At 35.8% G+C, this 25,921-nt stretch carries 24 protein-coding genes; 21 read left to right on the top strand and 3 right to left on the bottom strand.

The annotated features are described in order from the left end of the window. Positions 1-201: 201 nt before the first annotated feature. From LF887_RS23415 to LF887_RS23370, 10 genes are all read left to right on the top strand, one after another. The gene (locus LF887_RS23415) at positions 202-2,052 is read left to right on the top strand and encodes an adenylate/guanylate cyclase domain-containing protein (RefSeq protein ID WP_236856647.1); all 1,851 of its coding nucleotides are present in this window, start codon (positions 202-204) and stop codon (positions 2,050-2,052) included. 225 nt (positions 2,053-2,277) lie between these two features. Further along, positions 2,278-2,607 (top strand): NHLP leader peptide family RiPP precursor, encoded by a 330-nt coding sequence (locus LF887_RS23410; protein WP_236856646.1) that lies wholly within the window; start codon positions 2,278-2,280, stop codon positions 2,605-2,607. 94 nt (positions 2,608-2,701) lie between these two features. Beyond that, positions 2,702-3,037, top strand: coding sequence for an NHLP leader peptide family RiPP precursor (locus LF887_RS23405; RefSeq protein ID WP_236856645.1), 336 nt, complete (start codon positions 2,702-2,704; stop codon positions 3,035-3,037). A 24-nt stretch (positions 3,038-3,061) separates the two neighbouring features. Next, complete coding sequence (locus LF887_RS23400) at positions 3,062-3,406, top strand: NHLP leader peptide family RiPP precursor (RefSeq protein WP_236856644.1); 345 nt, start codon at positions 3,062-3,064, stop codon at positions 3,404-3,406. A gap of 24 nt (positions 3,407-3,430) precedes the next feature. After that, positions 3,431-3,781 (top strand): NHLP leader peptide family RiPP precursor, encoded by a 351-nt coding sequence (locus LF887_RS23395; RefSeq protein ID WP_236856643.1) that lies wholly within the window; start codon positions 3,431-3,433, stop codon positions 3,779-3,781. A 13-nt stretch (positions 3,782-3,794) separates the two neighbouring features. After that, the gene (locus tag LF887_RS23390; RefSeq protein WP_236856642.1) at positions 3,795-4,121 is read left to right on the top strand and encodes an NHLP leader peptide family RiPP precursor; all 327 of its coding nucleotides are present in this window, start codon (positions 3,795-3,797) and stop codon (positions 4,119-4,121) included. 49 nt (positions 4,122-4,170) lie between these two features. Next, positions 4,171-4,524: an NHLP leader peptide family RiPP precursor gene (locus LF887_RS23385; RefSeq protein ID WP_236856641.1), complete on the top strand. Its 354-nt coding sequence runs from the start codon at positions 4,171-4,173 to the stop codon at positions 4,522-4,524. A 97-nt stretch (positions 4,525-4,621) separates the two neighbouring features. Further along, positions 4,622-4,972, top strand: coding sequence for a class IIb bacteriocin, lactobin A/cerein 7B family (locus tag LF887_RS23380; protein WP_236856640.1), 351 nt, complete (start codon positions 4,622-4,624; stop codon positions 4,970-4,972). Between the two features lie 327 nt (positions 4,973-5,299). Then, positions 5,300-6,763: a type 2 lanthipeptide synthetase LanM gene (lanM, locus tag LF887_RS23375; RefSeq protein ID WP_236856639.1), complete on the top strand. Its 1,464-nt coding sequence runs from the start codon at positions 5,300-5,302 to the stop codon at positions 6,761-6,763. Positions 6,764-7,037: 274 nt separating this feature from the next. Continuing rightward, positions 7,038-7,775 carry a DUF3667 domain-containing protein gene (locus LF887_RS23370; RefSeq protein WP_236856638.1) on the top strand — a complete coding sequence of 246 codons (738 nt, stop codon included), beginning with the start codon at positions 7,038-7,040 and terminating at the stop codon, positions 7,773-7,775. 191 nt (positions 7,776-7,966) lie between these two features. On the opposite strand, the gene LF887_RS23365 is transcribed toward LF887_RS23370, so the two are convergent. Next, on the bottom strand, positions 7,967-8,731 hold the full coding sequence (locus tag LF887_RS23365) for a response regulator transcription factor (RefSeq protein ID WP_236856637.1): 765 nt from the start codon (positions 8,729-8,731) through the stop codon (positions 7,967-7,969). A gap of 244 nt (positions 8,732-8,975) precedes the next feature. Here LF887_RS23365 and LF887_RS23360 point away from each other — a divergent pair, with 244 nt between their 5' ends. The 9 genes from LF887_RS23360 to LF887_RS23320 all read left to right on the top strand — a co-directional run bounded on the left by LF887_RS23360 (position 8,976) and on the right by LF887_RS23320 (position 20,331). Continuing rightward, positions 8,976-9,578, top strand: coding sequence for a hypothetical protein (locus LF887_RS23360; protein ID WP_236856636.1), 603 nt, complete (start codon positions 8,976-8,978; stop codon positions 9,576-9,578). 34 nt (positions 9,579-9,612) lie between these two features. Continuing rightward, positions 9,613-10,260 carry a helix-turn-helix transcriptional regulator gene (locus tag LF887_RS23355; protein ID WP_236856635.1) on the top strand — a complete coding sequence of 216 codons (648 nt, stop codon included), beginning with the start codon at positions 9,613-9,615 and terminating at the stop codon, positions 10,258-10,260. A gap of 18 nt (positions 10,261-10,278) precedes the next feature. Continuing rightward, positions 10,279-10,614, top strand: coding sequence for a hypothetical protein (locus LF887_RS23350; protein ID WP_236856634.1), 336 nt, complete (start codon positions 10,279-10,281; stop codon positions 10,612-10,614). Between the two features lie 87 nt (positions 10,615-10,701). Next, entirely contained in the window at positions 10,702-11,223 is a 522-nt protein-coding gene (locus LF887_RS23345) for a cyclic nucleotide-binding domain-containing protein (RefSeq protein ID WP_236856633.1), read from the top strand. Positions 11,224-11,247: 24 nt separating this feature from the next. Next, a complete protein-coding gene (locus LF887_RS23340; protein WP_236856632.1) occupies positions 11,248-12,822 on the top strand; it encodes a TolC family protein in 1,575 nt (524 codons plus the stop codon). Positions 12,823-12,833: 11 nt separating this feature from the next. After that, on the top strand, positions 12,834-14,096 hold the full coding sequence (locus tag LF887_RS23335) for an NHLP bacteriocin system secretion protein (RefSeq protein WP_236856631.1): 1,263 nt from the start codon (positions 12,834-12,836) through the stop codon (positions 14,094-14,096). A gap of 15 nt (positions 14,097-14,111) precedes the next feature. Continuing rightward, positions 14,112-16,304: an NHLP family bacteriocin export ABC transporter peptidase/permease/ATPase subunit gene (locus LF887_RS23330; RefSeq protein ID WP_236856630.1), complete on the top strand. Its 2,193-nt coding sequence runs from the start codon at positions 14,112-14,114 to the stop codon at positions 16,302-16,304. A 6-nt stretch (positions 16,305-16,310) separates the two neighbouring features. Continuing rightward, positions 16,311-19,223: an NHLP bacteriocin export ABC transporter permease/ATPase subunit gene (locus tag LF887_RS23325; protein WP_236856629.1), complete on the top strand. Its 2,913-nt coding sequence runs from the start codon at positions 16,311-16,313 to the stop codon at positions 19,221-19,223. A 16-nt stretch (positions 19,224-19,239) separates the two neighbouring features. Further along, on the top strand, positions 19,240-20,331 hold the full coding sequence (locus LF887_RS23320) for a DUF7005 family protein (RefSeq protein WP_236856628.1): 1,092 nt from the start codon (positions 19,240-19,242) through the stop codon (positions 20,329-20,331). A gap of 9 nt (positions 20,332-20,340) precedes the next feature. On the opposite strand, the gene LF887_RS23315 is transcribed toward LF887_RS23320, so the two are convergent. After that, positions 20,341-21,087, bottom strand: a complete 747-nt coding sequence (locus tag LF887_RS23315; RefSeq protein WP_236856627.1) for a ThiF family adenylyltransferase — start codon at positions 21,085-21,087, stop codon at positions 20,341-20,343. 146 nt (positions 21,088-21,233) lie between these two features. Then, complete coding sequence (locus LF887_RS23310; protein ID WP_236856626.1) at positions 21,234-22,229, bottom strand: helix-turn-helix transcriptional regulator; 996 nt, start codon at positions 22,227-22,229, stop codon at positions 21,234-21,236. 98 nt (positions 22,230-22,327) lie between these two features. On the opposite strand from LF887_RS23310, the gene LF887_RS23305 reads away from it, so the two are divergent. After that, the gene (locus LF887_RS23305; RefSeq protein WP_236856625.1) at positions 22,328-24,712 is read left to right on the top strand and encodes a TonB-dependent receptor; all 2,385 of its coding nucleotides are present in this window, start codon (positions 22,328-22,330) and stop codon (positions 24,710-24,712) included. Further along, positions 24,713-25,882 (top strand): PepSY-associated TM helix domain-containing protein, encoded by a 1,170-nt coding sequence (locus LF887_RS23300; RefSeq protein ID WP_236856624.1) that lies wholly within the window; start codon positions 24,713-24,715, stop codon positions 25,880-25,882. The last annotated feature ends 39 nt before the right edge of the window (positions 25,883-25,921 follow it).

Genomic DNA, 25,921 nt, shown 5'->3' with positions numbered 1-25,921 from the left:
TTTTTTATTAAAAAAGTATGAATGATAAAACGGTCTCTAAGGCTCATTTTATATATTTTATACTATTTAATTAATATGCAACGCAATAAAAGCCTTTTCGTTATGATAAATTATAAATACATATTGTTTTTTTGTTTTTTATATATCGGAAATTATCCTGGAACGTTTTCTCAAACCAATAAAAAAATAGAGAGCCAGTCAATGGGTTCTAAAAGCACTGCAGACAGCCTGCTGAATATTGGTATAAAGCAGCAGGAGTCGGGAAATTTTGCAGAATCTGTGCTGTACTTTAATAAAAGCTTAGTAAGCTATTATGAACATAAAGATTTTAAAAAAGCAGGAGACTGCTATAGCTATCTGGCTATTTCTTACTCTCTTCAGGGAAACTATATTCAATCTCTTTCTTATTTTGAAAAAAGTATTTCTGAATACAAAAAGGTGAGATACAAATTAGGAATCTCATCAGTAACCAACAATATGGGGGGAACCTACTACTATTTAGGTAAATTTTCTCAGGCTCTCAGCTGTTATCAAAAAGTTTTAGAAATTCAAACAGAAATTAAGGATCCTAAAACGATCGCTATAACCACTCAAAATATCGGTGGGATCTATTCTAAGCTGGAAGATTATACAAGTGCCTTAAAGTATTATAGAAAAGCATACAATGTATATACAAAGCTGAATGATGTAAAGGCAATCGCTCAGAATTTAAATTCTACAGGATCTATTCAGGTAAAGCTGAAGGATTTTGATCTTGCCTATGAAAATCTGAGCAAAGCGCTTCAGGTTGCTAATGAACAGAATGATAAGCAGATTAAAATTGAAGTCCTGAATAACTTAGGAACGCTGTTTTATGAACAATCAGATTATTCTAAGGCCTTAGGATATTTTAATAATACATTGCAGCTCGCAAAAGAAATGAATAGCCAGCAGTACATTGGAGATTCTCAGATTGCTATAGGGAACATCTATGCAGGGCAGGGTAAAAACAAGGAAGCGGTAAAAAAATGCAGCGAAGGATTTACCATTGCTCAAAAAATAGGATCCCTAAGTTTGAAAAAAGATGCTTGCGACTGTCTTTATCATTCATATAAAACACTTGGAGATGATAAGAAAGCTCTTACCTACTATGAGAAATCAAACATTTTTGAAGATAGCTTAAACTCCAAAGAGACATCTAACAGGATGATGAACATGGAGTTCCAGAAACAGCAGCTGACGGACAGTATTGCCTATGTAAAGAAAGAACATACTATTCAGATCAAACATAAAGAGGAGGTACAGAAAAAGGAAAAACAAAGAAATGCCATTATTATTTCTTTAGGTTTCATTCTTGTTTTAGCTGGAGGCTTATGGAACAGGCTCAACTTTGTCAAAAAGTCTAGAGAAGCACTTAGAATAGAGAAAGATCGCTCAGAAGAACTACTGCTGAATATCCTTCCGGAAGAAATTGCTGAAGAACTAAAGCAAAAAGGAAGTGTCAATGCCAGGGATTTCAATCTGGTATCCATTCTCTTTACCGATTTTAAATCCTTCACACAAACTGCTGAAAAAATGTCTCCTCAGAGTTTGGTTGAAGAAATTAACGTTTGCTTTAAAGCTTTTGATCTCATCTCCGAAAAATATAAGATTGAAAAAATAAAAACAATAGGTGATTCCTATATGGCTGCAGGAGGAATTCCGAAACCTGATCAAAATTCATTGAAGAATATTGTTTTAGCCGGGCTGGAAATGCAGGATTTTATGGCGGAAAGGAAAAATGAAAATATGCAAACCAATAGACCTGCTTTTGAAATGCGGCTAGGAATTCATGCGGGGCCTATTGTCGCAGGAATTGTAGGGGTTAAAAAATTCCAGTATGATGTATGGGGAGACACTGTAAACACTGCCAGCCGAATAGAAAGCAACGGTATGGTAGGGAAAGTAAACATTAGCGAATCACTTTATCTCCTTATAAAAAATGAAGACTGTTTTAGCTTTGAATACCGTGGAAACATTCAGGCAAAAGGAAAAGGTGAACTTAAGATGTATTTTGTAGAGGCTAATTTATGAAAAAAATGAATAAAGCTAATAATTGGCAATTTTCAAGTATAAATTGACAATTTTATACAAAAATAGCCACATATCTTTACAATATTGAAAATGACAATTGTCCAAGAGCAGAAGAGATAAAAGATAATTAGAAAGAAAAAATAGGACTGACAGTTTTGAAGTAAAACTTGGCAAATCTATACAAGAAAAGCATTTTACCTTTATCTCATACAAAACAGAAGTGTTATGGAAGACAAAAAAGAACAAATTATACAAACGGTTATTTCTAAGGCATGGGAAGATGTGGATTTTAGAAAAGATTTACTGGCAAACCCTGTAGCTGCTATAGAAAGATTAACGGGAGTAGAGGTGATTTTGCCGGAAGGGAAAGAGTTGATAATTGTTGACCAGACGGATAAATCTAAAGTATATGTAAATATCCCTGCAGAACCGGAAATGGATAATATAGAACTTACGGAAGATCAACTGGAAGCTATAGCAGGAGGAGGACAAATGATATGGAAAGATCTGGCAGACGCAATGTTTCCCGCATTAAAAGATTGCATAAAAATTTAAAAACTGAACGGAGAGATTAAGAATCCTGTTGTTGATCTTTCTGATTTAGCAATCTCTCAATACATAACTAATTATAAATAAAAACATAATTATCATGGAATTTACACAAGAACAAAAATTATACGCAGAGATCATTCAAAAAGTATGGGATGATGTTGAGTTTAAAAAAGAGCTAATGGCCAATCCCGTAGAAACTATCGAAAAACTGACAGGTAAAAAGTTGAATTTACCAGAAGGTAAAACTTTGGTAGTAAGAGATCAGACTGATGATTCAAATGTCTACATCAACATTCCTGCAAGGCCAAAAATGGATATGGAACTAAATGAGGATCAACTAGAGATGGTCGCAGGAGGAGGTACTGTTAAAGATGTTGTTTCCGGTGTTCTAGATTTTTTAAGCTATATGAGTACTCCTCCAATTCTTCGTTAAATAAATATTAAATATATAATTATCATGGAATTTACACAAGAACAACAAATGTACGCAGAAATCGTACAGAAAGCATGGAATGATGCTGAGTTTAAAAAAGAACTAATGGCTAATCCCGTAGCTGTTATTGAAGAATTTACAGGAAAAAAAGTTAGCCTTCCTGAAGGAAAGACTATCGTAGTGAGAGATCAGTCTGATGAATCTACTATGTATATCAACATTCCTGCAAAAGTACAGATAGATGCAGAATTGAATGAAGAGCAGTTAGAAGCTGTTGCTGGAGGTGTTTGGGATCCTACAGGAACAGGAGGTGGTTGTACAGGAGTATTTCCATTTCCTGGATTCCCTCCAATTTTAACAACATTGTAATCAATAACAAATAACTATATAACCATGGAATTTACACAAGAAGAAAAAGTGTACGTAGAAATCGTGCAAAAAGCATGGGATGATGCTGAATTTAAAAAAGAATTAATAGCAAATCCCGTTGCAACTATTGAAAAATTTATAGGAAAAAAGCTAAACTTACCTGAAGGAAAAACATTAGTGGTAAGAGATCAGTCCGACGGATCTTCTGTATATATCAATATTCCTGCAAAAGTAGAGGTAGATGCTGAATTGAACGAAGAGCAGCTGGAAGCGGTAGCCGGAGGTGTTTGGATTGGTCCAGACGGCGGAGGTTGCATACCTACTTTTCCTCCTAAACCATTGTCTCCTGGCCCATTCTTAACAGCATTATCATAATAGCTATATAACCATGGAGTTTACACAGGACGAAAAAATATACGCAGAAATCGTACAAAAAGTATGGGATGATGCTGAGTTTAAAAAAGAATTACTAGCAGATCCTATTTCTGCTATTGAGAAGCTGACAGGTAAAAAACTAAACTTACCGGAAGGGAAAACTTTAGTAGTAAGAGATCAGACCGACGAATCTACTATATATATCAATATCCCTGCAAAAGTACAGATAGACGCTGAACTGAATGAAGAGCAGTTAGAGGCTGTTTCAGGAGGTATCATGTGGCCAACTAGTACGGGGCTTCCACCATGGATAGTACCAACTTTACCTATAGAGTACTAGCCACATTATTTAAAAAATAAAAACATATTAACATTTCACAATTAACATTATGACAACATTAGAACAACAAAAAGGAGAAGACCTAATAAAAACTTTAATTGAAAAAGCTTGGGCAAATCCAGAATTCAAAAAACAATTAGTTAATAATCCTGCTGAAACAATAGGTAGTATTGTTGGGAAAGATTTGGGAGCTACTATGCCAAATGGAAAAAAACTTGTAGTCGTAGATCAAACTGACGATAGTACGTTTTACTTAAATATTCCATCTCAGCCACAAATAGATGTGGAACTAAAAGAAGAAGAATTAGAGCAGGTATCAGGAGGGGCAGGTGGTCCATTATATGATGCAGGGGTATGGGTTGGACATCAGATTAAAGATTTCTATAACTGGGCAACGAGCTAATCAATTTTCTGAAAATTACTGTAAACATAATTACTATAGAAATTTTACCAATCAATTTTACTTTACAAAAAATTACTAACGAATAAAATATAATAACATGAAACTAGCAAACGAACAACAATTAAATATTATTAATGATTTAATCATCAAATCAACAAATGATTCTAAATTCAAAGCAGAATTTATTAACAATCCTAAAAAGGTAATTGAAGACTCTTATGAATTTAAAGTATATGACAACGTTAAATTAGTTGTTGAAGACCAATCTGACGAAAATAAGATTTTCATTAATATTCCTCGTAAGCCAGATCTTAACGAAGTGGAATTAACTGACGAAGAACTAGAGAAAGTAGCAGGTGGTGGTACTCCGGCAATAGTTGGTTTGGGTATCCTTGCTTGTGCAATTTATGACTTTGGATGTGGAGTCGTAGATGGTATTAGAAACTAATATTTCCAGCTAATAAATAAAAACATGATGTTTTTTGTCACTGTACAAAATAGACATCATGTTTTTTTATATTCATCAATTATTTAAATAAATTTCAATTAATGGATATTAAATATATACTTTATTTCACATTGGGAATTTTAATATATAAGATAGTCATTCATATATTAAGAAAAAAATAACTTTTTATAGTAAAAGCAATAATGTTATGGAAAATAATCAAGAGAAAAAAAAATACAGTACTATTCAATTAGGATTATCATTCTTTGCAGGTGTTATTTTATATCACTTAATTATAAATGTCTTTTTTAAATAACCTTTACTATTTTGGTTACCCGGTCATCATATAACAATATTCAAGATCCAGCACTCCTTTTTATAGAGGGAGTTTTGTTGTCATTTTTTGAGGACTTTAAAAAGGCTGATTTATCCCGGACATTTGATGGGTATAAGAGAGAATTAGAAGCAAGCAACCTTCAGTTGATTTTTAACAAATACCCTGTTGCAGAGAAATTATTGAATAAATACGAGTGGAAGAAAACTAATTTGTTTTCAACTATTTCAGAAGGATTCATTCGGGATATAGACACTTTATATCAACATCAACTGATTGGTAAGGACTCTTCAAAAATAGAAGATATTAAAATAGGAGTTGGTGATTTTCATAAAGGGATGTCCACTGCAATTCTTGATCTTGGGAACAATAGGAAAATTGTTTTTAAACCTACAAAAGCTAATATTACAGAAGCTTTTTTTAAATTGTTGAATTGGGTTAATCAATATTATTCATTAGGAGATTGTTTTTATCAAATAGCTGGAGATAAAGAATATCACTGGTTAGAATTCGTAAACCCGATCTCTTGCAAATCTAAGGATGAACTTCACTTATATTATGAGCGTGCAGGGTTTATGCTGGGGATTTTATATGTTTTGAATGCAGTAGATTTTCATTATGAAAATGTTATTGCCAGAGGTACAACTCCGGTTATCATTGATCATGAAACTATTATACAGCCCAAAATTCATCCGGAAAATCAAAAGTTTTTCAAAAAATTTACTACCGGTGAGATTGATGATTCTGTGTTATTGACCATGCTGTTGCCTAATCATTATGAATCGGGCACTGGTATGCCTATTGGTACTTGTGGTTATGGTTATCATAAACAAAAAAGTATCCAGAATTTAGCAAATGAAAGTGTCGATCGTTATACGGATAACTGGCGCTTTGTGATCAGGTTTGTGGAAGAAAATTTTCAAAAACAGAATATACCCACACTCAATGGAGAAGCGGTATATCCCGTATACTATCTGGAAGATTTTTTGAAGGGCTTCGAGAAAAGCTATCATTTGTTTTTGGATCATGTTGGCTTTTTACTTGAAGATCAAGCTTCTCCTTTATCTGCATTTAATAATAGTACAGTAAGATATATATGGAGAAATACTAGTTTATATACAAAAATTAACAACCAATTGAAGCTACCTAAGAGCTTAGTCAGTTTTCAACATTATGAACAGAAAATTCATGATTATTTGGCTGCAGCTTTCAAAAATGTTCCTAAAGATTCTGATTTGATGTTGATCCACAAACATGAAGTGGCTCAAATGCTAGAAGGTGATATTCCGTTTTTTGAAGTTAATACCTCTTCTAGAGATTTGGAAACTGATTTTGGAATAATAAAAGACTTTTTTGAATACAGTGCCACAGAAAATCTTCAGAGAAAATTAAAAAAACTATCCCTTAAGGATTTAGAGATCCAAAAGGATTTGATTAGAAAAAGTATATCAAATTAATTTATTAAAAAATATAACAAAAAGTTTCTATAGTCAACAATATCTTATGATATAGAATAAAAAAGGCTTGTTTGTTACTATGTTGATAATTAATTATTTAATGAGGTGTTGTTGTTATGAATAAATATAGTGGATATCTATAATTAATTGAGAATAATATTAAATTTTTGATAGACTGTTTTATAGCTATTCATTCTAAATATTTAAAAACTTATATTTACACAGGAATTTACTATTCTCGTTTTGTTTTTGAATTAAAATAAGCGAAAAATTTATGAGCGAAAAATGCTTAAATTGTAATGCAGCTACTAAAGATAATTTTTGTTCTATCTGTGGGCAAAAAAATTCTACCCATCGTTTCTCCCTGGAACATTTCATAGTGCATGATCTTATACACGGAGTATTTCATCTAGATAAAGGCTTCTTTTTTACTTTAAAAGAACTTTTTACAAGACCAGGACACAGCGTAAGAGAATACGTACAAGGTAAGAGAGTGAAATATTTCAATGCATTCACTGCAATCATCATCATTATCGGGGTAGGATACTTTCTTGGAGAATTTGCAAAGGGTAAAACTATTGACTTATCCCAAACTGATAAAGACTTTGAAGGATTTTCAAGAGTTACTAAACACTATGCAAAATTAATTGCTTTATCATGGGTTCCGTTTTATGCACTCATGAGCTACCTTCTATTTAAAAAAAGTAAGCAAAATTATTCCGAAAATTTAATACTGAATATGTATATGATTGTAGGAATTCTTGTGATAGAAGGAATATTTTCTGTTACAATACTTCCATTTGCCAGTGGAATGGTATTAAAGGGGGCTCTTGGTCTTATGACGATTGCGAAAATTTGCTATATTTTTTGGTTCTATTACCAGTACTTTTCAACAAGTTATGGGAAAGTGAATCTTCTCGTAAGGTGCATTACCATGGTCTTTATTATTTTATTAATTACAAAATTAATAGCTCAGGTTGTGAATAAAATAGGACTAGCCTATTTTCATTAAATTAATTGATAGAAAATCAACTTATATATATATATATTCTTTATCCGGTATAAAGAACTTAGTAGAAGTAGACTCATAAAGACAAGAGTAGAGCAAAGAAAGCAGGAATATATTTTATATGACTTTCCAACTAGGTTTTATAAAAAAGCCTGATACCTATAAAAATACATTGGCAGTACCAATACTATCCATTAAATCAATTTATTATTTGTGGCATACGCAATAGCCTCCGTGATATTGCTCACTTCTAATTTTTCAAATAATTTTCTTCTATGAAACTTTACCGTATCTGGAGAAACAAATATAGCTTCAGCTATGTCATTAATGGTAAATCCTCGTGCACAAAGTTGTAGGATTTCTTGTTCTCTTTTAGATAAAACAGCTTTTTTCTCCGTTTCCCAGACACCCCTGTCAAGACGGTAATGATAAACTTTATTTTCTCCGTTTTGATAGATCTTAATATTTCCAGAATCTCTTTCGGAAGAAATAGAAATAATACATATTGCTTTCCATATTTTTCCGTCCTTGTTTAAAAATAAAGGGGTTAATTTTTGATTGACTAATATCTTTTTATCTTCCTTATTGATGATATGAAAATCGTAAGAGATCGTATAATCCAATCTGCTTTCCAAGGAAATGTTGTCATAAAAATCAAATCCTACAGAATTGATTTTTAGTAATAGCTCCAGATCCGTTTTAGGAACATATTTGAAATAAAAAGCATATCCCATTTCTAGTACCTGCTGGGGAGTGTTACCACAAAGGAACAAAGGATTGTCTGAAACATATTCAAATCCTTGTTTCATATAATCAATCACATATATACTGGTATAGGTAGCTCTCGCAAATGCTTTAATAGACTCAAGATAGCTGAATTGCTGCTCCTTCTCTTCCTCTGTTACACTACTAATTGTATTCCTATGATTAAAGAAAGAATTCGTTTCATTTGCATTCATTTTATCAGTTTTATACAAAAATAGCATAAAATCAATAATGTTAGTTGTTTTTTGGATTTAAATTTATTTTTTTCATATTAAAATCTGTTTCTTAATGTTTTTTTTTAAATGTATTTATCATTTTGATACAATAAAGAATTAAACTACACTTTTGTGTAGTAATTTGATAATCAGGGTAATACTACAATTTGGTGTAGTGGGATTGACATTTATGCCAAGTAGATTTGTTAAAAACATAACCACCATGAGAATCACACAAAGTTATTTAAACCAATTAGAATTGGAACAGTTGACAGAGCTGGCCAAATTTGTAGTACAGGAAAACTTTAATCATCATTCCGAAAGTACCATGCCGGCTATGGAGCTGCAGAATGATGTGAAAGAAGTATATAATGAAGAGTTAAGCTATTTTAAAAATTCTGAGATTTTTGTTGTAAAAGACACTACAGGAAATATCCAAGGTTCTATTCGGGTCATTAAATGGGACTATCAAACAAAACTTCCTATACAAAAGCTATTTAATATCAATCCTTTAGATATTAGTAATTCTCAGAATATATCATCAATATGGCATATTGGAAGATTTGCCACCCATAAAACCAACCAAGACCGAACATTATTTAAAAAGTTGATGGTATGTGCAATTACTCCCATTTGCAAAGATGAGAATAGTGTTGCTTTCGCAGAATGTGACAGCAAACTTTTAAGGGTAATGAATCTAATGGGAATAAAAACAGATGTTATAGGTGATTCAATTAACTATTTAGGTTCCGAAACGATTCCGGTATCAATGAACTATGAAGGTCTAAAAGGTTTTTATGAAGCTAATAGATATTTAGTAAGCTAATAATCAGATTCTTATTAATCAAATCCCCACTAAGATGAATACAGCAAAAAGTATAGATTGGAGTTCTCCTGATATTTTGGAACAAATTATTCAAAATATTAAAAATCCCTTGGAAAATATCATCACCGTAAGCAAGAGTACGGCTTTACACCACAAAGATAAAAAAGACGAAATAATATTTTCCAGTAGTAAAGAAATAAGTGACATCATCGAAGAGGTCATGTTGAAAACAAAAGCTAAAACATTGAATTTGACCTTTCGAAGCCGTCCGGAAATTTTTGATATATACGAATCCAACGGAAATGTTCGGGATTTGTGCTCTGAACACATAAACCCTCATAAAATTGCAAAAATTGATCAGGACTGGCTGATTAACTTAGAAAAAGAAATTTATGGCTCGCTTACTCAGAATGAGTTAAACCTTTACGAGCTTTCATATAAAATGGCGGTGAGTGAAAGACAGCTGCACAGAAAAGTGGGTAATCTAGTCTACCTGACTCCCAATAAATATATAAGAGTATTGCGCCTTCATAAAGCAAAACAGATGATAGATAATTACATACAAAAATCTATCTCACAAATTGCATATGCAGTCGGTTATAATGATGTGCATTATTTTTCAAGACTATTTGCAGATCAATATGATATTACCCCTAAAGAACTCATCAACTCTTTGGAATAATAGATATAAAATAAAAATATGAACCTAACAGAAGAACAAAAAAAAGGGCAGGAAGTATTCTTTAGAATTATCTCAGAAGCTTGGGAAAATGAAGATTTCAAAAACTATTTGCTTGAAAATCCTGAAGAAGCTTTAGAAAAATTCTTTGGAAGAAAACTGCCGATTGACAAGAAAATTAAAATAACAGATCAGTCGGATCCGGAGTATTTATACATCAATATTCCTGTAAAACCAGACAATGGGAATCAGGATTATGGTAATAAATCAGACAAAACAGCCAGCAGTAATAAAAGCGGGCGGATTATGACAGATTATAAAGGATTATATAATTCTCTGCAAAAAATAAAGAAATAAACAAGCGTCAGGAATAGCAGTTTTTTTGGCGTAATTATCAGCGTAAAACAAAATATTTTAGCATAACCTTATTAAAAAGATATAATTATGAAAAGAGTACTTTTTTTCTTAGGTCAATTAAATGACAGAGATGTAGAATGGATGATCCATAACGGAAGTAAATTAGAATTACCGGTAGGATATACCCTTATCAAAAAAGGAGAGTCTATTGACAGTTTATTCATCGTTCTATCAGGCCAGTTATCTGTATATGCAGATAACAGCCACGGAGAGAGCGTTGCCAAACTGGAGGCAGGAGAGATCGTAGGAGAGATGTCCTTTCTGGAATCAAGGCCGCCATCAGTTTCTGTGGTCGTTACAAAGTCGTCAGTGGTCTATCAGATCTCCCGTGATACAATAAGCAAACGGATGGCAGCAAACCCTGAATTTAGATCAAATTTCTACTATGCCTTAGCCTTGTTCCTGTCAAACAGATTGAGAAAAACAACAGATCAGCTGGGATATGGCAATCCGGAAGAGGAGGATCTTATAGACACCAATATATTAGATGGTGTAGCTCAGGCAGGTTCCCGTTTTGGGCAGATACTGCACCGGTTTTCAGAGGTTTAACTTTAAAAATAATTCATTTCCAAAATGAGGTTTTACAAATTTATCTATGTACTATTTACGGGTTTAGGTGTTACCAGCCTTTATGGACAGTCTAAAATAAACTGTGATCTGGTAGAAATTTCAAATATTGCATTTGAAAAGAATCCCAGCATAATAAGGAGTGGTTATACCATAAAAGATGCTGAAGGTGACTTTCAGATCCAAAGAAGCGTATTTGATGTTAACCTGTTTTCGGAGGTAGCGGTCAAACACAATAAATATACACTTTTTGACGCAGATCCTAGAAATCAGTATATGGATAAATTTCTAAAAACCAATACACTGGACTTTTCAGCAGGGCTCCAAAAGAAGCTCAGATCAGGACAGATAACAGATATAAGTCTAAAATATGGTTTTAATAATAATAACTTTCCTTATGACAGCTTTAACCAATATGTTGGGGCTTTCTGGGGAAATCATCTTGGGTCTGTCAATTTTTCATTGACACAACCCCTATTAAAGGGAAGAGGAAGAGAGGTAACAACAATTTCTGAAAGAGTTTCACAACTTTATATAGAAAATACCAGGAGCAATAATGAATTTACCAATTCATATACCATTCTACAGATAGGCCAGGCTTACTGGAGTTACTATCTGGCCTATAAAAGTTTAGAAATCTATAAAGAAAACGAAGGCCGGGTAAGGAATGTAATGGATGTTACCAAAGAACTTATAAAAGCAGATAAAAAACCTGCAGGAGACATCGCTCAGGTGAATGCAGACCTTTATAATCAGGAAAAGCTGACTGCTGTGGCACAACAGGGCTTGTATGAAGCAAGAATTAACCTGGGAAGAGTAATAGGACTCAGTAACGAGGAAAGTCTCCAGCTGGACATCCCCGTCAATGAATTTCCTGCTATCAAAGAATCGCAGTACACAACAAATCTTGACCGAAATTCTTTAATCAAAGTTGCCAAAGAAAAAAGAGGAGACCTGAAAGCCGTTGAAAAAATTTCCGATGCATTGGAAATACAGTATAAACTGGCAGAAAATAACAAAAAACCTCAATTAGATCTGACGGGTTTTGTTTTCTATGGAGGAGCAATTGCAGGAAACGGAGTAGATAAAGCATTCTCTTCATTTACCAATAACGAAGGAAGGAATTTAGGCGCAGGAGCTAAACTGACATTTACTTTCCCGGTCAATAACAATTTGGCCAAAGGGAATTATGCCAAAAGTATGATCGCTTTAAATGATCAGAAAATATCAAATGAAAATTTAGAGCGAAATATAGAACTGAATATCAGTAACGCCATCAATACTCTGGATAACAGTGTGGTCGTCTTAGAAAGAGCAAAAGAAGCTCTGGATTCCTATAAAGAAGCTTTTAATAATGAACAGGTAAAACTTCAGGCAGGATTAACAACGATACTTAATGTAATTCTATTTCAGGAACGGCTTACCTCTTCAGAGCTGCAATATCTGCAGGCTTACCAACAGTTTGCCAATGCTATCATCAATTTAAGACATGAAACAGGAACACTGATTTCACAGGGAGACAAAGGATTTACTTTAAATCAGGAAGTCTTCTATACCATTCCAAACACAGCTAATTATTAAACACTAAAACTATGTCAGCAGGTTTTTTTAGAAAGTCAGCATTAGAAAAACTATCTACTCCCGAAAAATTAGATCAGTTAATAAAAGTTACAGGTCCAAAAGCCTGGATTGCCCTTGTTACCGTCTTCATCGCATTGGGAACGGGGATTTGCTGGGCAGTATTCGGTACTGTGAAAACAAAGCTGAACGCAATAGGTGTGGTACTCGGTGGAGAAGTTCACGAAGTAGTTGCCACCTCTCAGGGGCAGCTTGTAAAATTACACGTTGGCATTGGAGACCATGTGAAAAAGGGAGATGTGATCGCCACCATCCAGCAGCCCGATCTTTATCAGCAGATTGAGGATGCAAAAGCAGTTCTGTCAGACAGGAAATTTGAGATGGGAAAATTAATGGCCTATGGAAATCAGGGAAGCCATCTGGAAGGGCAGTTGATCAGCCAAAACAGAGTTAGCATTCAGGGAGAAATAGAAGCAGAAAAGAAGAAGCTTGCATTTCTTTACAATCAATTAGAATCTGAAAACAATCTATTGAATAAAGGACTCATCATCAAATCTCAGGTCGCTGGAACCAAACAGCAGATAGACGCATCAAAAAATACGATCGAAAGGCTTAAAGGGCAGATGGCAGAAACGTCAAGCCAGCAGCATAATATCGGATTTGATTTACAGCAAAAAATAACCCTTCAAAATCAGCGTATTTCCGAAGCCGAAAGAAACCTCCAGTTTTTATCAGAAAGATATGAAACCCAAAATAAAATAAAAAGTCCTTACGATGGTGAAGTAGTAGAAGTACTGACTGATGCCGGAGGAGTGGTAGGTGCGGGGACACCATTATTCAAATTAAAAAACATAGGTACAGAAAAATTGGCAACCCTGAAGGGAGTACTTTATATCCCTTCTCAGGATGGTAAAAAAATTAAAAAAGGAATGGAAGCTTTTGTGGTTCCTTCCACTGTACAGCCCCAGGAATATGGATTTATTGAAGGAAAAGTTACCTATGTCTCAGATTTCCCCATTACCCAGCAGGGAATGATGACTTCTGTGAAAAATGATCAGTTGGCCAAAGGATTATTAGCTTCAGGACCTCTGTTTGAAGTTCATGTAGAATTTGAAAAAGATCCTAATTCCTATAGTGGTTATAAATGGACTTCCGCCAAAGGGCCCAATGTTTCCATAAAAGAAGGAACTTCCTGCAATGGTAAGATTACAATAAATCAGGAACCGCCTGCTACCATTGTAGTTCCAGCGTTTAAAAAATTCTTTGATCTGTACTAAAATTGAATGTAAAAGATGGGTAACAAAACAAACTTTGTGATAGAAAAACAAGCAAGACCTGTAAAAGTTCCTACAGTTTTGCAGATGGAGAGTGTAGAATGCGGAGCCGCGGCATTGAGTATTATCTTAGGCTATTTCGGTAAATTCGTTCCCTTAGAGAAGTTGAGAATTGCCTGTGGAGTTTCCAGAGATGGGTTAAAAGCAACCAATGTCATAAAAGCAGCAAAAGAATATGGGCTGGAAGCAAAAGGATATGCCAAATCTATAGAAAAAGTAATGCAGGTCAAGACTCCGGCTATTATTTTCTGGAATTTTAATCACTTTTTGGTTTTAGAAGGCTTTACAAAAAATAAAGTATATCTGAGTGATCCGGCTCAGGGAAGATATCAGGTTACCCATGAAGAATTTGATGATGCCTATACAGGTGTTGTACTTACTTTCGAGCCTGGTGAAAACTTTGAAAAAGGGAATGAAAAAAGAGGACTGATGTCTTCTTTGGCGTCAAGGGTATCCAATTCCAAGTTGAGTATCATCTATCTTATATTGGCCAGCCTTTTTTTGGTTATTCCGGGATTGGTCATTCCGTCATTCATCAAAATCTTTATAGATAAATATTTGATCAACGGCTATTCAGGTTTTGTGATGCCTTTATTGCTGATTATGGGAGCCGTTCTGATAGTTAATTCTGCTTTGGTTTATATCCAGCAGTACTATCTTCTGAAATTGGAAACAAAATTGGCACTTACAACCTCCAGTAAATTTCTATGGCATGTATTTCATCTGCCCATTGCCTTTTTTACCCAACGGTATAGTGGTGAAATAGGAAATAGGGTTTCTCTGAATGATAAAGTTGCCAAGCTCTTAAGTGGAGATCTTGCCAATGCAGCCCTCAACATTATTGTCGTTATTTTTTATGCTATTTTAATGTTCTCCTATGACATTCCTCTGACCTTAATAGGAATATTTATGGCTGGCATTAATGTGGCCGTTTTAAGATACGTTTCCACAGCAAGAAAAGATGGTAACAGACGCTTAAGTAACGAAAATGGTAAATTGCTGGGAACCACCACATCAGGGATCAGTATGATAGAAACCCTGAAAGCTTCCGGAAGAGAAAATGATTTCTTTACCAACTGGATAGGATATCTGTCAAAAGTAATGAATGCTCAGCAGGAGTTAGGCTGGTTAACGATTAAGCTGAACGCAATCCCGCCACTTGTTACTTCCCTTACAACAACATTGATTTTAGGAGTAGGAGCATTAAGAATTATGGATGGAGAAATGACTCTTGGGGCTCTTGTAGCTTTTACCTATCTGATGAGTAACTTCATATCACCTGTTAACCAATTGATTTCTGTGGGGACCATGCTGCATGAAACTGAAAGTGATATGAACAGAATAGATGATGTAATAAACTATGAAGTAGATGATCAGTTTAAAGAAAATCAGGAAGGTGAATCCGTAGTTAGAGAAGAGATGAATAGTAAGTTGGTAGGCTATTTTGAAATGCGGGATGTTACATTTGGATACAATACTACAACGCCAGCCCTTATAGAAAATTTCAACTTAAAACTGAAGCCGGGGAGCAGAGTAGCTCTCGTAGGAGGATCGGGAAGTGGAAAGTCAACAGTCGCTAAAATAGCTTCAGGCTTATACAAACCCTGGAAAGGAGAGATCCTGCTCGACGGAAAAAATAAAGAAGAAATCCCAAGAAATGTAATTACTGAGTCATTAGCAGTGATTGATCAGGAAGTTCTTATTTTCAATGGGACCATCAAAGAAAATATATCCTTTTGGGATGCTACCATATCAGACAAAAGTATCATACAGTCTGCAAGAGATGCCGCCATTCATGATGTGATTGCCGCTAGGAATGATGCATATGACAGTACTGTTCTGGAAGGAGGGTCTAACTTTAGCGGTGGGCAGCGCCAGCGTCTGGAGATCGCAAGAGCATTGGCAACCAACCCTTCAATCTTAATAATGGATGAGGCAACCAGCGCACTAGACCCTACTGCTGAAAAGACGGTGATGGACAATGTCAAAAAAAGAGGCTGTACCTGCCTGATTGTAGCCCACAGACTAAGTACCATTATAGACTGTGATGAAATCATTGTAATGGAATACGGAAAAATAGTGGAAAGAGGAACCCATCATGAACTGATGAAACAAAATGGGGTCTACTCCAAATTAATTGAAACAAAATAAAATGCCATGCCTGTAAAAGAAAAGATATATATAAATGTTGAAAATCCTTTTACCCTGAATGATACTGACAAGTTTTGGATGGTACTTTCCGGTGAGGTAAATGTATTTTACACTAAAATAGACGAAAGCGGTAACTATTTGATTCCCTTAAAGCACTTTTATACCGTGCAGAAAGGAGAGATCTTATTTAGCTTGCTGACAGAAACCGCTACAGAAAATAACACAAGACTTATTGCGTTTTCAAATGATGCAAAACTATTGCCTATTGATAAAAGCAAACTCCTTGAGATGGATCATTTCTTTCTGAAGAATATGATGAATCAGTGGATTTCCAAAACCACTTCTGTAGTATGCAATGGCAACAGCCCAAGAGTTTATAAAGCTTTGGATGAGTATAAAGTGACCCTGTTAGAAAAAAACAGCATTGCTTTCCCTTCCAGTGGGATCAACTGGGTGCATATCCTGAAAGGAGAAGTCAATATTTATGCGGAAAGTACTAATATCAGCTATGATAAACTTCCCGGCTTTCTTACCCCTGTATCAAACAAACTATGGATAAAATCATTAAGTAATGATACCGAGATAAAAGTATTGAGTACAAGAGAGGTTCTTCAGGATGAGATCTATTTTTTACTTTCATTAACGAAGCTGGAAGAACATTTTTACACTCAGCTCAATGCGATTATAGATACTCAGAAACTGGAAGAAAGTAAGCATTTCCAGGAAAAGCGGGTAATAGAAGAAGAGAGTATTAGAAGTACTTTACAGAAAATAAGATCCATTGTAGCAGGCAATAATGAGAACACATATGCTAAAGCATCACAAATCTCCAATAGGAAGAATGTTCTTTTTTCAACCTGTCAGTTAATAGGAGAGCAGTCCGGCTTTAAAATGGACGAGCCTAAACACATAGAATCCTACGAAAATAGCGTTACCAATCAGCTTTATGCCATCGCAAAAAGTTCCAGAATACGAATTCGTAAAATAATTCTGAGAGGAACCTGGTGGAAAGAAGAAAACGGACATCTACTGGCATTCACCAAAAAAGATAAAACTCCTGTTGCTTTATTACAGGCGACCTCCAGCAGTTATATATTAAAAGACCTGTCAACCGGAATAGAAACAATCATCAATAATGAGATCGCAGAAACATTGGAACCTATAGGCTACATGTTTTTCTCAGGATTTGACGGGAAGATGACTTCCGTAAAAAAAGTAGCAAACTTTGCCATAAAGGGAGTAAAGAAAGACGCAAAAGTGCTTATACTAGCTGCTTTGGCAGGAAGTGTGATCGGTTTGCTGGTCCCTATATTGTCGGGAATGATGTATGATGACGTTATTCCTACAGCAGACAAGTCACTTCATACAGAGGTTTTTACCATTATGGTAATGATCGGTCTTGTCACAGCGGGATTACATCTCGCTCAGGGAGTATTACAATTAAGAGTAGAAACCAAGTCCAGTATCAATCTTCAGGCCGGCGTTATGGATCATATGCTGAGACTGCCAGTTACTTTCTACAAAAAATTTAGTGCAGGAGACCTTACAAACAGGGTGTTAAGCATAAATACAATACGTCAGATTGTTTCAAGCACCTTGATGACGGCAGTACTGAGTGGAGCATTTTCTTTTGTAAACCTTGGCCTTCTCTTTTATTATGACTCTAAATTGGCATGGATTGGAGTATGTTTAGGACTTATTGCTGTTGTTTTTATGATTACGATTGGCTGGCTTAAGCTGAAGTATGATAGAGAAGTATCTAAATATCAGGGAGAAATACAGGGGTTTCTGTTTGAATTTTTATCGGGGATTTCCAAAATAAGAATAACAGGAGGAGAAAGAAGAATCTTTACCCTTTGGGCTGACAAATTTTCTAAGTTAAAAAAATTAGGATTTGTCTCAGGAAGCTATCAGAACTTTGTTGAAACATTTAATGCTTCCTATCCTCTTTTGACAAGTATATTCTTTTTTTCTTTTCTTTATTATACCGTACTTAATTCCGATACAGCTACAACAATGCTGACGGTAGGAGCATTTATGGCATTCATTACGGCGTTCAACCAATTTTTGGGTGACAGTTTACGATTAAGCATGGCTTTGATTACTTCACTGAATGTGATCACTTTATATGAAAGAGTAAAACCTATTTTAGAAGAAGAAACAGAATCTGCAGACCAGAGCGTAGATCCGGGAGAACTCGCAGGAGATATCGAAATGAATTCTGTTTCATTCAGATACAACGAAGACCAGCCTTTAGTCCTGAATAATGTTACCTTTAAAATTAAGCCCGGCGAAATGGTTGCTTTTGTAGGTGCTTCCGGATCAGGGAAATCTACCATTATGAGACTGCTTTTAGGATTTGAATATCCCGAGCTGGGATCTATTTATTTCGATGGCGACTCTTTTGACTCTATGAACAAAGAATTGGTAAGAAGGCAGATAGGAGTAGTATTGCAAAACGGATCACTGATGTCAGGAAGTATTTACCAGAATATTGTAGGAAATTCAGAATTGACGTTAGATGATGCCTGGGATGCCGCCAGAATGGCAGGTATGGAAGAAGATATTAAACAAATGCCTATGGAAATGCACACGGTGGTAAGTGAAGGAGCAGGAACATTTTCAGGAGGGCAGAGACAGCGTCTGATGATCGCCCGTGCCATTGTTCATAAACCAAGATTACTGTTTATGGATGAGGCAACCAGTGCATTAGATAACAGAACCCAGAATATCGTTTCAGAAAGTTTGGATAAACTGCAGGCAACCCGTATTATCATTGCTCACAGATTAAGCACCATTAAAAATGCAGACCGTATCTATGTGATGGATAAAGGAACTATCGTAGAAACAGGCACTTATGAAGAGCTGATGGAGCTGGATGGTCTTTTCTCTCAATTGGCAAAAAGACAGATTGCTTAGTGCTAATATGAAAAAGATGGACGCATTGAAACAGGACAATGAACTTGAAACGTATTTTCAAAATAAATTTTCTTCAGAAGATATCAGTACCATATCCTCTGAAGAAAATTCTTGTGTAAAGTTTTGGGAAAACTACCTGGAAACTGGAAACTTTAGCGCATTTCATATTCTAAAAAACTTTTATCCTCAATTATGCTTTCCCATACAAACAGACATACATAAGACAGGAGACTATATCAATGCTGTTTTGAAAGGAAAAGATTCATACAGAACTCTGGAAGAAAAATTGGAACTGAACGATGCGGCTGGCTTAAAAATCAAAATACATAATAGTATTGCAGGAACAATCCCTGTAGTTTCAATAAATGACAATGACGATTTTACCACCCTCGTACAGAGTTTTCTCCATAAAAATAACCCAGCGCCAATACCCCAGTCTATGGGGGCTTTTCTGGCCAGTGGAATAAATAATTGGGCCAGAATTCATAATTTAAAAGAAAAGTGGATCGTAAATAACCCTCTGGGAAACTGGAACAGTGAATTCTCTGAAAATATTCTGCCCAATCCGGAAATGTACAAAGATAAAATCATCGTATTAAGTACAAAACCCTACAGCAATGTTCCCGCAGATCAATTAGGCCTTTTGCAGGAGAAATGGACGGCCTGTTCCTACACAATAAGACTGGAACATGAATGTACACATCTGTATACCTTAAAAAGATACGGGTCAGCTTCCAATAATCTACATGATGAGCTTATAGCCGATTATATCGGAATATGCAAAGCTTTTGGAAGATACAACAAAGAATGGATGCTTGCATTCATGGGCCTGGAAAACTATCCTCACTATAGAGAAGGAGCAAGATTAGAGAATTACCTTAAAAATATACAGATACATGAAGATGATTTCCAAAAGCTGACAGACACTATTAAAAATGCCATTGAAACCATTGCCCGCTTCGATGATGAATTGGGCCCTATAAAATCAGATAAAGATCAAATTGCGAGAATAGAATCCCTTTGCGAAACAGATCTTATTGATATAGCCTCCCAAGAGGGAGGCTATATGCTGGTGACGAAGTATAATGAAAAGGTTTTAAAAAGCTGATAAACTATTTTAATCAATAGTTGTTAAATAAAATTCCGGGAACTTTCTTATAGGCTTATTGGTCGCAATATTGAACGCTATCTTTACACAGCTTGCAGCACCCAGAGAAGAAGCAATAGCCAGCTGAGGTGGCGGAAGCCGTTTATTTTCGTTGAGATACTCATCAACGATATCTTCCAGCCATTTCTGAGGATGCCCCCAGTATCTCATGTGGCTGGATACATATTGTACAACACTCACCTCATTAAAAACTTCCTCATCTTTCTTTAAAGATTCTAATCCCATGCTTTCAGAGATTACCATAACCAGTGCGCCCCAGCCCAGATTATAAGGGTGTAGAACAGGAATATTCCTTTCCTGGCATATTTTGTCGAAAATAATCGGAATATCTGTGGAGAAGTCCAGAGCATTGATAGCAATGTCATGCTCTCCAATAATCTCCGACACATTATCCTGATTGATGAATTCGCTGTGGTACTTTATATTGGCATTTGGATTAATGCTTTTCAGCCGGTGGTATAAAGTTTCTGCTTTATAAGAAGAGATATCCTGATACGTATAATTTTGCCTGTTAAGATTAGACTGTTCAATAGTATCCCCATCTATCAGTGTAATGTTCTCAAAGCCAAAACGTAAGGCGCATTCCGCAATATTACTGCCAATACCGCATCCGGCTAGTAAAATAGAAAAATTTTTAATAATATTCTGTTCTTCTTCTTTTACATACAGCCTGTTTCGGGAATATTGCTCTTCCATTATTTTTAATTTATTACAAAAATAGAAGGATGCTCCATAATTGGGACTACACAAAAGTTTAGTTTTTATGATGGAATAGCAAAATAAAAGGAAAGTAACTGCTTTTAACACTTGACGTTTTCCTCAGGAACTAAAAAAAGGAATTCTTACAATAAATTTTTCTTACGATAATAACTAGGGCCTACTCCCATTTCGTTTTTAAAAGCGACACTAAAGGAAGATGGAGAAGCATAACCAAGATGATAGGCAATTTCTTTGATCGAAAAGTCAGCATTTTTCAGTAAATAGAGTGCTTCTTTCATTCTGAGTTTGGAAGCATAATGGAAAACACCCTCTCCGAACAATTCCTTAAATCCGGTTTTTAATTTAAACTCATTAATCCCAAATTTCAAAGAAAGCTGTTCTATTGTATAAAATGATTTCAGATTTCCTTCTACAAACTCTTTTACTTCCATCAGTTTGTGGATCTCCGTAGTACTTATAGACGTTTTGCTTTTCGGTGAGGTCGCCTCTTCTTCACTTTTTGCAAATTCGAAAATGAGTAGTAATAGGCTTAATATCCTGCTTTTGATATAATAATCCCGGTAAAAGCCCTCCAAAGTACATTTTTTTATCTCCAGCAAGATGCTCATCATCTGTGGAGTTATTGGAAGTCCTTCAGGGAAAAGGCTGGCAGATTTCTCCCGGTCTATTTTCCTGATAAAATCTTTTAATGCATCACTATTCTCTGCTAACTGATGAAAATAATCCTTGGCCACATAGATATCCAGGTTTTTATAACAGATTTCTTTTTGAAAATAAATTTCAACATCAGAATTCCCCTGGGTAAAGTAAATATAATGGTGAAACAGCTTATATTCTCCAATTCGTCCATTTACAGAATCTCTGATAACCTCTGAGCCGTCAAGAAAAAATGCGAGTTCTATATATTTTGACTCATCAGTACAGAATTTCATTGTATAGTCTTCATCATACGTAGATTTATACTCTTTTACCAGAAACTCATCTCCCTTATATAATGTAAGAGTTTCGAATGTTCCTACATCGTTAGTAAAGATTTCAGGCACTCCATTTCTGTGATCTTCACCAAAGAAGTCTAAAATTTGCCTCGCTATTGCATGGTCCGGTACGATCTCTCCCAAATTCTAAAGTATTAATCCCAAGCTCAAAAGTGTTTCCTGATGACAACACTTAATTTTGCCACCGTAAATTTAATTAAACTAATTCTAAATAACAATTTATGAAGAAGAACAGGCTTCTTTTCTCAGCATTATTATTTCCAGCTGCCATGTGGGCACAAAGTACAACACAGATTACCGGGAAAGTTTTTAATTCACAAAAGCAGCCCGTAGCGTCTGTGAAAGTCATTCTGAATAACGGAGAAGCAGAAACCTATACTGATGAGAACGGGATCTACAAATTCAATAATATGCCTGCTGGAAATTATATTCTTCAGGTAGATGATCCGGATGTGGCGAAAACCTATTCCTTTACCCTGAAAGAAAATGAAAATATTAGCCATGATTTTACACAAACTACAGATACTTATCAGATTGTTGGGGTAAATGTTATTGCAAATAGAAAAACCATACCTTCTTCTACTTTAAGATTGGGAGAAAACCTGCTCGTTACACCTCAAAATATTCAGGTGATTGATCAGCGTCTACTGAATGATCAGCAGATTCTGACAACAGCAGAAGGACTTAGCCGTAATGTAAGCGGAGTTCGTACCATTACCCATCAGGAAGAAGGAAGTGTAGGGATAGCAGTGAGAGGTTTTTCGGCTTCCAATCTTCGGAACGGAATGGATGTGAGCGGAAGCTTCGGGCCGCTTCGTGAAGATATGGCCTTCGTAGACCGTGTAGAATTTGTAAAAGGTCCTGCAGGTTTTATGATGGGAAATACCCAGCCGGGAGGGTTCTATAACATTGTTACCAAGAAACCGGTAGGAAGAGAAAAAGGAAACGTTCAGCTCACATTGGGCAGCAACAGTCTTTTCCGTGCCGCAGCAGATATCGAAAAAAAACTGAGTAAAGATGGTAAATTCTGGGGAAGACTTAACGTTATGGGAACCAAGAAGGGGTCATTCCAGCAATATGTGGAGCACGAACAATATGTGATCAATCCGTCCTTTAAATACATTGCCTCAGAAAATACCAATGTGACGCTGGAATATATATTATCCCAGAATAATTTTCAGGGAGGGTTCTCCAAATATGTATATGGAATAGAGGGTTTCAAAGAATTGAAAAGATCATTTTCATTCTCAGATCCCATTATGGACCCTACCCGTTCATGGGAGCATAATATCTACGGAACGATTAATCATAACTTTAATGATAACTGGCTGATCACGGGTCAGTTTGGGTATGTTCGTTCCCAGATGCAGGGAGAATCACTATATGCAAAATACAACACTATTGCTCTGGCTGATAATCCTGTAACAGGAAGGAAAAAAGGTGATGTAGACCGTGGGATCAGCGTTAATGATGCTTTGAATACCTCCACCATAGGTCAGGTATTTACCCGTGGAAAATTTTCAACAGGAAATATCAACCATAATATCCTTGCGGGGATAGATATGGGCAAAAAATTCTATGTAGCTGACTGGTCTGCGCTTCCACAGAATGTAGGACCTGTATTTAATATTTATAATCCGGTTTACGGTAATCTGAAAAAATCTGATCTTCCTGTGTATGACCGTTCTCAATCACTTCGTGAGCGAGGGGCCAATTATATTACAGATTATTCTTATACTTCATTTCATTTGCAGGATGAAGCCCGTTTTCTGGAAGATAAACTAAGAGTCGCCGCAGGATTCCGCTATACTTCTACTTCAAAAACCAGTGCTGCAGACAAAGGAGCAGAAGTTAAAAATACAGCGGTTACACCAAGAGTAAGCATTACAGGGCTGATAACCCCAACATTTACTCTATATGGATTGTACGATGAAAGCTTTCAGGAACAAACAGGAAAACTTCTTAATGGAAGTACGGCAGATCCTTCTTTTGGGAAGAATACAGAAGTTGGAGTAAAGAAAACCTGGTTCAACGGACAGCTGATGACCAATCTTACCTTCTATCATCTTACTAAAACCAATATGCTTACCTCTGCCGGAGTTGACAATCCGGGGCTTTTTGAACAATCAGGAAAAAGCGTCTCTAAAGGAATTGAATTTGACCTGAATGGGAATATCAGCAAAAATTGGAGTATCCTGCTTAATTACGCTTATACAGATGCTAAAGTGACAGAAGATAATGACCCTAAAAAAATAGGAGGGATGCTTTATGGAACAGCAAAGCATATTACCAACGCGTGGATCAAATATACAATTGCTAAAGGAGATCTGGAGGGGCTTGGCTTCTCTTTCGGTTATGAATATCAGGCCAAAAGAGCAGCATGGCCGGTAGTAACAGATCACCCTTATCTGCCGGATGATTACTTTACCCTGGATTTGGGAGTTTCTTATAAAAGAGACAGTTATCAGATTTCATTCCTCGTGAACAACCTTACAGACCGTTATAATTATGTTGGATTTTATCCTGGAGCATGGGGATATACCCACTACGGATGGCGTGCTACCAATCCGATTAACTTCAGACTGAATCTTTCATATAATTTTTAAATGAGTACCGGAAAATCCAAACCCAAAAAGAAAAATAACCGTAGTTTGTTCTACAGAATATCGGCCTGGCTGCATTTGTGGCTGGGGCTGTTTTCCGGAATTATTATTGTTATCATTTGTATTACAGGAGTTACATGGTCTTTTCGGGATGAGATCAAAGACTGGCTCAATCCTGACTTGAAAATTGAAGCTGCTCCGGGAAAACCAATGGCTAATCCTGCTGAACTTTACCTCACTGCTAAAAAACTTTACCCTGATCAGGAGATCTCGTTTATATGGCGTCCTACAGGAAAAGCAGCTATGGTAGGGTTTGGCAAAAGAAATCCCGGCTATGTCCTTCATTTGGATCCTTATACCGCCGAGGTGATCCGCAAACCAAGCTTTAAAGAAGAATTTGATTTCTTTGAATGGACTTTAAGGGGGCATCGCTTCTTGTGGCTGCCTTCCGAAATTGGCAGGCCGGTGATCAATTATTCCACCTTTATATTTTTTATCACCTTGCTGAGCGGATTAGTCTTATGGTGGCCAAAGAAATGGACAAAAGCAATGCGAAAGCAGAGCTTCTCTGTAAAATGGGACGCCAAGATCAAAAGACTGAACTACGACCTTCATAATGTTTTTGGATTTTATACCCTCATCATTCTTTTGGTAGTCTCTATGACAGGAATGTATTATGGGTTACCCTGGTTTAATAAGTTTCTTTATTTTACAACTTCTCTGGGCAAAACGGCAGATAAAGAACGTAAAGAATTAAAAAATATCACTTCCTATCAACCGGAAAAATTACCGGAATCCATATTGCTGGCCTGGGAAGATGCCATAGGAAGAGTAGAAGCAAAAGGATATTACCTTTCTGTTCCTAAAGATTCTGCAGAAACAATAGGCATTTACTTATATCCTTCACACCGTAAGTTTTACGATCTTCAGAGTTTCAGTTATGACAGAAATACGGGGGTGAGGCTTATTAATAATTCCGCATATGCCGCTCCATTTGAAAAGGCAGATTTTGCTACAAAGGTTCAGAAACTTAATTATGACCTTCATGTAGGATCAGCGCTTGGGGGAATTTGGGGAAGAATTTTATACTTTTTCATCACCATTATAGGGGCTTCTCTTCCCATTACCGGTTTTATGGTATGGTGGTTTAAGAAAAAGAAGAAAGGAACCTGACCTTATTTTAAGGTCCTGATTTAAAGCTTTTGTGAACGG

Origin of the sequence: Chryseobacterium sp. MEBOG06, assembly GCF_021869765.1 — a bacterium.
Lineage (GTDB): Bacteria > Bacteroidota > Bacteroidia > Flavobacteriales > Weeksellaceae > Chryseobacterium.
Note: the sequence above shows the minus strand (reverse complement) of the source record. Positions and strands in the feature narration are given on the sequence as shown.